The following is a 9,648-nucleotide window of genomic DNA, read 5'->3' as shown; positions in this document are numbered from 1 at the left end:
CGACGTGCGCTGCCCCGGGCTGGTGTGTGCCCCCTTCCGGCGGGGGGGGCGCCCCCCCCCGGGCCCCCCCCCCCGCCGCCTTCCGGCGTTCCCGGGGCCTCCCCGGCGCCCCGGCCTCCCGGGCGGCCCGGCCCCTCCGGGGCCTCCCCGGCCCTCCCGCGCGGACCCGTCGGGGCCGCACCGTCGACAGCAGGACACGATGTGTCCTATGGTGAACGAAGTGTTCTGACCGAGAGGGAGGACCCGCGCACATGGCGGACACGTTCACCACCGACAAGACGGCCCTCGTCGACCTCGCCCACCGGCGGATGCGGGAGGCGATACCCGACACCGGCTGGACGGCGCGGCAGAAGCTCGCGCTGACCTGCCGGATCCTGTTCGACGCCGGCCACGACTCCGGTCTGGCCGGGCAGATCACCTGCCGGGCCGAGCGGCCCGGCACCTACTACACCCAGCGCCTCGGCCTCGGATTCGACGAGATCACCGAGTCCAACCTGCTGCTCGTCGACGAGGACCTCGACGTCCTGGAGGGCGACGGCATGGCCAACCCGGCCAACCGCTTCCACAGCTGGGTCTACCGGGCCCGCCCGGACGTCACCTGCATCATCCACACCCACCCGCTGCACATCTCCGCGCTGTCCATGCTGGAGACCCCGCTCGTCGTCTCGCACATGGACATGTGCCCGCTGTACGACGACTGCGCGTTCCTGGAGAAGTGGCCCGGCATCCCGGTCGGCAACGAGGAGGGCGAGCTGATCTCGGCCGCCCTCGGGGACAAGCGGGCGCTGCTGCTCGCGCACCACGGCCAGCTGGTCGCCACCGGGAGCATCGAGGAGTCCTGCACCCTCGCCCTGCTCTTCGAGCGGGCCGCCAGGCTCCAGCTGCTGGCCTCCGCCGCCGGGCGGATCCAGGAGATCCCCGAGCTGCTCGCCCAGGAGGCCCACGACTGGATCTCCACCCCCAAGCGCGGCCAGGCCACCTTCGCCTACTACGCCCGCCGCGCCCTGCGGGCCGGCCACCGCGACGCGCTGTCCGCCACCGGAGAGGACGGTTCCTGAGATGTCGGCGTTGAACCTGGACGGTGTGGTCGCCTACCCGGTCACCCCCTTCACCCCGGACGGCGAGCGGGTCGACGCCGACCGGCTGGCCGCGCTCGTCGAGCGCCTGGTGGCGAGCGGCGTGCACGCCGTCGCCCCGCTCGGCTCGACCGGCGAGAGCGCCTACCTGGAGGAGGCCGAGTGGCGCACGGCCGCCGAGACCGCGGTCTCCGCGGTGGCCGGGCGGGTGCCGACGGTCGTCGGCGTCGCCGAGCTCACCACCCGGGGCGCGGTGCGGCGGGCGCGGCTGGCCGAGCGGGCCGGGGCGAGCGCGGTGATGGTGCTGCCGCTGTCGTACTGGCGGCTCGACGAGCGCGAGATCGTCCGGCACTACACGGAGGTCGCCGGTGCCGTCGGGATCGAGGTGATGGTCTACAACAACCCGGCCACCGCCGGCGTCGACCTCGGCCCGGAGCTGATGGTCTCCCTGGTGGAGGGCGTGGAGAACATCACCATGGTCAAGGAGAGCACCGGAGACCTGGGCCGGATGCACCGGCTGCACCACCTCACCGGCGGCGAGCTGCCCTTCTACAACGGGAGCAACCCGCTCGCCTTCGCGGCCCTCACCGCCGGCGCGGCCGGCTGGTGCACCGCGGCGCCCTGCCTGATCCCGGAGGAGACGCTGGCCCTGCACCGGGCGGTCCGGGCCGGGGACCTCGCCGGCGCGGCCGAGGTGTTCCGGCGGCAGCTCGGCGTCCTGCAGTTCATCGTCCGGGGCGGCCTGCCGACCACCGTCAAGGCCGGGCTCGCGCTGCGCGGCTTCGACGCCGGCGGCCCCCGGCCGCCGCTGCTGCCGCTGGACGCCGAACGGACGGCCGAACTGGCCGGCCTGCTGGCCGCGGTGGACGCCGGCCGGGTGGTCTGACCGGGCCGTCCCCGCGGACACGGCCCCGAGGGTGACCCTAGGGCAGCGGTGGGACGCGGTCCCCGGGCTCCGCGGGCTCGTCGTGGATCACCACCAGCACCACCGCGGGCTCGTCCCCGGTGCTGCGGCAGCGGTGCGGCACGGCCGCGTTGAAGTAGACGCTGTCGCCCGGGCCGAGCGGCACCGTCCGCTCCGGGAACTCCAGCTCGGCCGTGCCCGCGTGGACGAAGAGGAACTCCTCGCCCGCGTGCGACTTGAACGGCGCCGCGGCCCGGCCGGTCGGCGGGTACATCACGAACGGCGCCATCCGCTTGCCGGCCAGGCCGGTCGCGATCCCCTCGTACCGGGGGGCCCCGCGGCCGGCCTCGCCGGTCGTCAGCGGGGTGCGCTCGCCGGCCCGCACCACGGTGACCAGCTCGGGCTCGACCTCGTCGGAGAACAGTCGGCCGACGTCCACCCCCAGGGCGTTCGCCAGCTTCAGCGCCGTGGAGATCGACGGGTCGCTGATCCCGCGTTCCACCTTGGAGAGGTAGCTCTTCGTCACCCCCACCTGCGCCGCCAGGGCCTCCAGGCTGAGCCGGTTCTGCGTCCTCAGCGCCCTCAGTCGGCTGGCCATGCGCTACCCCTCGGTCCGGAAGATCGGCCCATTATCCCATCGGGCCCGGACGCCTTGCGGGCCCTGGCCGCGGGGGCGGCCGGACCTGCGGCTATCTTGAGGGGTCACGGACAGCCGGAGGGAGCGGGCGATGGGGATGGGTGGTCGGCGGATGGCCGCCGCGGCGGTGGCGGCCGGGGTGCTGGTGGGTGCGCTCACCGGGTGCTCCTCGGGCGGATCGGACACCGCGAAGGGCGCGTCGGGGACGGCCGCCCAGGCGTCGGGGACGGCTCCGGCGGCGAGCCCGGCCACGGGTGCGGCGTCCGCCTCCCCGGCGGCCGACGCCTCCGGGGCGGCGTCGCCCGCGGCTCCCGGCGCGGCCTCGGCGCCGGCCGCCGGGCCGTCCTCGGCGGCCTCGGCCCCCGCACCGGGCGGCAGCGGCGGGGCGCCCGTGCCGCCGCCGGCCGCGGCGACGCCCGGTCAGGACCTGGACGCGGTGCTGCTGGACGACCGGATCGTCGGCCGGGTGCTGCCCGACGCCAAGGCGATGACCGGCTGGGAGGAGGAGAAGCGGAAGGTCGACACCGCCGACCACGCCACCACCTGCACCGCCGCGGCGCCCTGCACCGGCAAGCCGCTCAGCGGCTCGGTCCGGTTCTCCTCGGGGGACGTCGTCGCCCGCTTCTTCGTCGACACCCTGCCCAGCCGGGACGCCGCCAGGAACCGGCTGAAGGAGTCCTACGCCTCGTACACCGCCGGGCCGTTCCGCAAGGTCGACACCCAGGTGCTGGGCAGCGAGAGCCAGGCCTTCCAGGGCCAGCTGGCCGACGGCGAGGGCATCGGCATCGTGGTGCGGTCGGGCACCGTCGTCGCCAGCGTGACCACCGAGGGCGGGCCGGTCGACCTGGCCGCCACCCGGCGCTTCGCCGCCATGCTGGTCAAGCGGATCGAGCAGGCGCAGGCGGGCGCAACCCCCGACGCCGGCCTCGGCGTGGGCTGACGGGACGTCGGTCCGGGCGGCCCCGGCGGCCCCGGAGGTCTTGACGGCCTGACGGCACGGCTGTCCCGCGCCGGCCGCCCCGCGCCGCCCGCCGCCCGCCGCGCCGCCCTCCCCGCCGGGCCCCTGGGCTGGGGAAACGGATGTCGGTCGGCCGTGATATCTACTCCTCTGGGGTGGTCGCCGCGCGGCCATGCGAAAGATGCCGACGATGTTCCAGGGGGGCCGTACATGGCGCTGTTCCGACGCCGCTCCGGCGGGGAGACCGGTCAGGACCGGGCCGGGTGGTTCGGGTTCGGGCGGCGCGCCGCCGAGCCCTCCGCCGCCGCACCGCGGCTGGACCCGGCCCTGGGGGACGAGTCCGTCCGCCTGATGCTCGGCCAGGCCCGCGCCGGGGACTGGGCGGCCCTCGGCCCGGCGCTGGCCGGCCTCGACGGCGCGGAGCTGAGCGGGGTCGTCGGCGCGATCGCCGACGTGCCCGGGGTCGAGGAGTGGACGGCCCGGGCCCTGGCCGAGCGGCCGGAGGACACCCTCGCCCTGCTGCTGTCCGGCGCCCGGCACGTGACCTGGGCCTGGGAGGCCCGCACCGGGGCCCGGGCCAAGCAGGTGTCCGAGGACCAGTGGCGGGTCTTCCACGAGCGGCTGGAGGTGGCCGAGGAGCAGCTGCTGGAGGTCGCCGAGCGCGAGCCGTCCTGGCTGGCCCCCTGGTTCTACCTGCAGATCAGCGCGCGCGGCGCTTCGCTGCCGCCGGAGGCCGCCACCTGCCGGTTCGAGGCCGCGGTGCGCCGGGTCCCCGGGCACCCGGCCTCGCACCGCCAGCGCCTGCAGCAGCTGTGCGCCAAGTGGGGCGGCTCGCACGAGGAGATGCACGCCTTCGCCCGCTCCTCGATGCTCGCCGCGCCCGAGGGCAGCCAGCTCGGCGAGCTGGTCGCGCTGGCGCACCTCGAGCGCTGGCTGGACCTCCCGGACGGCGAGGACCGCGCCTACCTGGCGAGCCCCGAGGTGGTGGCCGAGCTTCAGGAGGCCGCCTTCCGGTCGGTGCTGCACCCGGACTTCGTCCCGGTCCGCGGCTGGCAGGGCCCCTTCAACACCTTCGCGATGGTCTTCTCGCTGGCCGACCAGCGCAGGACGGCGCGGCTGCTGTTCGACGCGCTCGACGGCATGGTCACCGAGGCGCCCTGGCACTACCTGTCCGGCGATCCGGTCAAGGCCTTCCGCTCCCACCGGGACCGCTGCGCGTCCTGACGCCGCCCCCGCCCGAACCCCGTCACCCGCCCCGCGATCGAAAGAGCCTGCGGTGTCCCCTTCCGAGAACCCGGCCTCCGAGCACCCGACGAGCGCGCACACCTTCCAGGTGGACCTGCGCGGCCTGGTGGACCTCCTCTCCCACCACCTCTACTCCAGCCCGCGGGTGTACCTGCGCGAGCTGCTGCAGAACGCGGTGGACGCGATCTCCGCCCGCCGCGCGCTGGACCGGGACGCGCCCGCCCGGATCACCGTGCGCGCCGACGACGAGCTGAGCATCACCGACACCGGCATCGGCCTGACCGAGGCCGACGTCCACACCTTCCTCGCCACCATCGGCCGCAGCTCCAAGCGCGACGCCGAGGGCCGGCTGGACGGCGCCGGGCTGGCCCGGGCCCGCGGCGACTTCATCGGCCAGTTCGGCATCGGTCTGCTCGCCTGCTTCGTGGTCGCCGACGAGATCACCGTCGTCACCCGCTCCGCCGCCCGCCCGGACGCGCCGGTGATCGAGTGGCGCGGCGGCTCCGACGGCCGCTACACCATCCGCACCCTGCCCGACTCGGCCCGCCCGGAGCCCGGCACCACCGTCACGCTCTCCCCGCGCGCCGACGCCGCCGAGTGGACGGGTCCGGGCCGGGTGCTGGCGCTGGCGCGGGACTTCGGCAGCCTGCTGCGCCACGACGTGACGGTGGTGGACGCGAACGGCACCGAGCACCGGGTGAACCGCACCCCGCCGTGGGCCGAGCGGCACGGCTCGCCGCTCGCCCGGCGCGACGCCCTGACCGCCTACTGCCGCGGCACCTTCGACTTCACCCCGCTCGACACCATCGACCTGGACCTCCCGCTGGTCGGCCTGCGCGGCGTCGCGTACGTCCTGCCGGACGCCGCCCCGCCCTCGCGCCGCTCCGGCCACCGGGTGCACCTCAAGGGCATGCTGCTCTCCGACCAGGCCGACGAACTGCTGCCGGACTGGGCGTTCTTCGTCCGCTGCGTGGTGGACACCGACGGCCTGCGCCCCACGGCCTCCCGCGAGGGCCTGTACGCGGACGAGACGCTGGCCGCCGTCCGCGACGCGCTGGGCGTGCGGATCCGCGACTGGCTGACCGGCCTGTCCGCGAGCGACCCGGCGCTGCTCCACCGCTTCCTCTCGGTGCACCACCTGGCGGTCAAGGAGCTCGCCCGCTACGACGACGAGCTGCTGCGGATGATGCTGCCGTGGCTGCCGTTCGAGACCACGGACGGCAACGTCACCCTGGACGAGTTCACCCGCAGTCACCCGGTGGTGCTGGTGACCCGCACCGTCGAGGAGTTCCGCCAGGTCGCCCCGATCGCCGGCGCGGCCGGCCTCGGCGTGGTCAACGGCGGCTACACCTACGACCGGGACTTGGTGCACCGGCTGCCCGAGATCCGCCCCGGCGTCTCGGTCGCCGACCTCGACCCGGGCACCGTCACCGCGCACCTGGACTCCGTCGACCCGGCCGCCGAGCTCGCCGCCGGGGCCTTCCTGACCATCGCCCGCGAGGTGGTCGGCCGCTTCGACTGCGACGTCGCGCTGCGCAGCTTCCACCCGACCAGCGCGCCCGCGCTGCTGCTGGACAACCGGGAGGCCCGGCACGAGCGCACCCGCGCCCAGCTCGCCGACGAGGCCGACGGCCTGTGGGCGGACATCCTCGGCTCGCTGCGCGCCGAGGCGCCGCGCGCCCAGCTGGTGCTCAACCACCTCAACCCGCTGGTGCGCCGCGCCGCGACGGTCACCGACCGGGAGCTGGCCGTCACCGCCGTCGAGGCGCTGTACGGGCAGGCCGTGCTGATGACCCGCCGCCCGCTGAAGGCGAGCGAGAGCGCCCTGCTCAACCGCTCGTTCATCAGCCTGCTGGACCACGCCATGCTCGGCCACGAGTCGGCCGGCCCGGACGTCACCGACCCGAAGGAGGCGTGATGCTGGACACCCCCGACGCGGTGATGGCCGCGCTGCGCGAGAACGACGCCCGTCCGTACGGCCGGCAGCGGACCGTGGTGGCCGAGGAACTCGTCGACGCGGCGGAGCAGTTCGAGGACACCGGGGTGCACTCGATGGCCCTGCTGGAGCTGATGGAGGCCTACGAGTACGACGGCGAGCGCAGCAAGACCCCGGTGGTCTTCGCCCGGGTGCTGAAGCTCTGGGACACCGACCCGGACGGCTTCGGTGAATGGGCCCGGCACCAGGTGTTCTGGCGCTTCAAGTGGGTGGCCGGCGCCCTGCTGGACACCCCGGAGGTGCCGCTGGCGGCGGTGCACCGCTGGCACGCCGAACTGCGCGACCGCTACCGGGCGGCCGGCTTCGACCTCCAGCCGTACTACGCGCAGCGCTACCACCTGGCCGCGCAGACCGGCGAGGGCCGTCAGGACGCCTACGAGCTGTGGACGGCGCGCCCGCGCACCGAGCTGAGCGACTGCCACGCCTGCGAGACGAGGGCCAGGGCCGAGCACTTCGCCGAGGCCGGTGACGACGCCCGGGCGCTGGAGGCCCTGGGGCCCGTCCTCGACGGCAGCAGCTCCTGCGAGCAGGAGCCCTACCTGAGCCAGGCCGCCGCCCTGCTGCCGCTGCTGCGTCTGGGCCGGCTGGACGAGGCCCGCTCCTGCCACCTGACCGGCTACCGCTACGCGCGCGGCAAGGCCGCGATGCTGCACGCCGTCGGCCGGCACCTGGAGTTCTGCGCGCTGTCCGGCAACGAGCCGCGCGGCCTGGAGATCCTGGCCGAGAACCGCGACCTCTTCGCGGTCACGGGGGACCAGTCCGCCCGGCTCTCCTTCCTGACCGGCGCCGAGGTGCTGATCGCCGGGCTGTCCCGGGCCGGGCACGGGGCGCTCGCGGTCAGCGGTCCGCCGGGCACCGGCTGGACGGTGGACACCCTGCTCGCGCACCTGCGCGCCGAGGCCGGGGCGCTGGCCGACCGCTTCGACGCCCGCAACGGCACCGGCGCGGTCGGCGCCGACCGGCGGGCCAGGCTGGCCCGCGAGCCGCTGCTGGCCGAGCCGCTCGCCCTCGGCGTGCGCGCCGCCGCCGCGCCCGAACTGGCCGCCGCCCCGGCGCCCGCGCCGCGCCGGCCGGTCGAGCCGGAGCCGGAGGACTTCACCGCCCTGGTGGTGCGCGCCCGGGAGCTGGAGCTGGTCGGGCACCCGGACGCGGAGCGGCTCTGGCTGCGGATCGAGGAGCGCTTCACCGCCGACGGTTTCGAGCTCCCGGAGGGCTCCGGGGACGGCGGCGCCGCGCGGCTGCGCGCCGAACTCGCCGAGCAGCGGGCCCACCGTTCACTGGAGCGGGACGAGTACGCCGAGGGCCGGGCCGGTCTGGTGGCGGCCGCCGCACTGTTCGAGGAGGCCGGGCTGCCCGGCCAGGCGCTGATGGTCCGGGGCCGTGCGCTGATCGCGGAGCTCGGCGACGTCGAGGGTGCGGTGGCCGACTGGCCGGCCCTGGACGAGGTGCTGCGCGCGGCGGAGGAGCTGCGGGCCGCGGGCGGCGCGATGACCGACGACGACTACCTGATCGTGCTGCAGGTCCGCGCGTACGCGGCCCATCACGACCTGATCTCGGCGCTGCCCGAGCCGCCGGCCGGGGTGCTCGGGCGGTTCGAGGCGGCGGCCGACGGCTACCACGGCGCGGCCGTCGCCCTGGGCTCCGCCCGCCGGGCGGCCACCTCCCGCCAGTACCGCGCCGACGCGGCCGCCCGGCAGGGCCGGATGGCCGAGGCGGCGGCCGAACTGCGCGAGGTGCTGGCGCAGTTGGACGCGGCCGAGCTGCCCTGGCAGACGCCGCGGGTGCTCGGACTGCTCGGCCAGGTGCTGCTCCAGGACGGGGAGCCGGCGGAGGCCGTCGAGGTGTTCCACCGGGCGCTCGCCGAGGCGGTCCGCTGGGGCGAGGGCGGCTACCCGTTCGCACCCACGTACATGATGCTCGGTCACGCCTGCATGCTGCTCGACGACCGCGGCGGTGCCGTCCGGGCGCTCACCGAGGCCGCGGCGCGCTTCGACCGCAAGGGCCGGGAGGGCGCGGAGGAGGCCGCCCGGGTGCGGCTGCAGCTCGCGGACGTGCTGCGGGCCGCGGACCGCACGGCCGACGCCGTCGCGGTGCTGGAGTCGGTGCTCCTGGACGCGGCCGCCGCCGAGCTGGACGTGCGGCTGCTGGCGCAGGCCCGGCTGGACCTCGCCCGGGGCCTGGCCGACCTGGACGAGGACCGCGAGGCGGCCGAGGAGTACCTGCGGCTGGCGGACGCCGTGGCCGGCTGGGAGGACCAGGACACCCACACGATGGTGGCCTGCGAGGCCTCGCTGGCGCTGGCCAGGGCCGGTCGCCGGGAGGCCGCGAAGGCCGCCCTGGACCGCGCGGCGGAGGCCCACGGACGGGCTCCGCGGGTGGACCAACTGGCGGCCACCCTCAGGGAGTTCGCGATGCTGACGATGCGCGCCGAGGGCCCCGACGGCCTGCCGGAGGCGCTCGCCAGGCTGGCCGAGGCGGACGCCGTCGGGGCGGCCGCCGAGCGGGCCGGGCTGGAGTACGACGCCCCGTTCCTGCAGGGCGGTTCGCACTACGAGCGGGCGCGCTGCCTGGCCGTCGGCGAGCGTTACGAGGAATCGGTGGCCGAGGCCGAGAAGGCGATCGCCCGGTACGACGACGGAGGGGAGCAGTACGGGGCGCCGCGGGCGGAGGCCCTGCGGCTCGCCGCGCTGGTCGAGGGCACCGACCTCGGCCGGACGAAGGCGGCCGTGGCCCGGCTGACGGCGGGCATCGCCCGCTGCGAGGCCGCCGGGCGGCCGGAGGCGGCGGGGGTGCTGGCCGATCTGCGGGAGCGGCTCGCCGCGAGGGAGTGAG

The 9,648-nt window shown here is 76.1% G+C and carries 7 protein-coding genes; 6 read left to right on the top strand and 1 reads right to left on the bottom strand.

Features of this window, described 5'->3' with window-relative positions:
- Window positions 1–251 precede the first annotated feature (251 nt).
- The gene (locus tag ACIRS1_RS02470) at window positions 252–1,058 is read left to right on the top strand and encodes an aldolase (protein WP_402836209.1); all 807 of its coding nucleotides are present in this window, start codon (window positions 252–254) and stop codon (window positions 1,056–1,058) included.
- Between the two features lies 1 nt (window position 1,059).
- Window positions 1,060–1,962 (top strand): dihydrodipicolinate synthase family protein, encoded by a 903-nt coding sequence (locus tag ACIRS1_RS02465; RefSeq protein ID WP_402836207.1) that lies wholly within the window; start codon window positions 1,060–1,062, stop codon window positions 1,960–1,962.
- A gap of 37 nt (window positions 1,963–1,999) precedes the next feature.
- On the opposite strand, the gene ACIRS1_RS02460 is transcribed toward ACIRS1_RS02465, so the two are convergent.
- The gene (locus ACIRS1_RS02460) at window positions 2,000–2,578 is read right to left on the bottom strand and encodes an XRE family transcriptional regulator (RefSeq protein ID WP_360222046.1); all 579 of its coding nucleotides are present in this window, start codon (window positions 2,576–2,578) and stop codon (window positions 2,000–2,002) included.
- A 130-nt stretch (window positions 2,579–2,708) separates the two neighbouring features.
- Between ACIRS1_RS02460 and ACIRS1_RS02455 the strand changes: the two genes are divergently transcribed.
- The 4 genes from ACIRS1_RS02455 to ACIRS1_RS02440 all read left to right on the top strand — a co-directional run bounded on the left by ACIRS1_RS02455 (window position 2,709) and on the right by ACIRS1_RS02440 (window position 9,647).
- Window positions 2,709–3,557 carry a hypothetical protein gene (locus ACIRS1_RS02455; protein WP_402836205.1) on the top strand — a complete coding sequence of 283 codons (849 nt, stop codon included), beginning with the start codon at window positions 2,709–2,711 and terminating at the stop codon, window positions 3,555–3,557.
- 228 nt (window positions 3,558–3,785) lie between these two features.
- Complete coding sequence (locus ACIRS1_RS02450; protein ID WP_360222040.1) at window positions 3,786–4,799, top strand: hypothetical protein; 1,014 nt, start codon at window positions 3,786–3,788, stop codon at window positions 4,797–4,799.
- 52 nt (window positions 4,800–4,851) lie between these two features.
- On the top strand, window positions 4,852–6,738 hold the full coding sequence (locus ACIRS1_RS02445) for an HSP90 family protein (protein WP_402836203.1): 1,887 nt from the start codon (window positions 4,852–4,854) through the stop codon (window positions 6,736–6,738).
- Window positions 6,738–9,647 (top strand): hypothetical protein, encoded by a 2,910-nt coding sequence (locus tag ACIRS1_RS02440; RefSeq protein WP_402836201.1) that lies wholly within the window; start codon window positions 6,738–6,740, stop codon window positions 9,645–9,647. Before ACIRS1_RS02445 ends, ACIRS1_RS02440 begins: the two co-directional genes overlap by 1 nt.
- The last annotated feature ends 1 nt before the right edge of the window (window position 9,648 follow it).

Origin of the sequence: Kitasatospora sp. NPDC101176 (assembly GCF_044768035.1) — a bacterium.
GTDB lineage: Bacteria > Actinomycetota > Actinomycetes > Streptomycetales > Streptomycetaceae > Kitasatospora.
The sequence above is the reverse complement of the archived record's forward strand: the minus strand, read 5'-3'. Positions and strand labels throughout refer to the sequence as shown.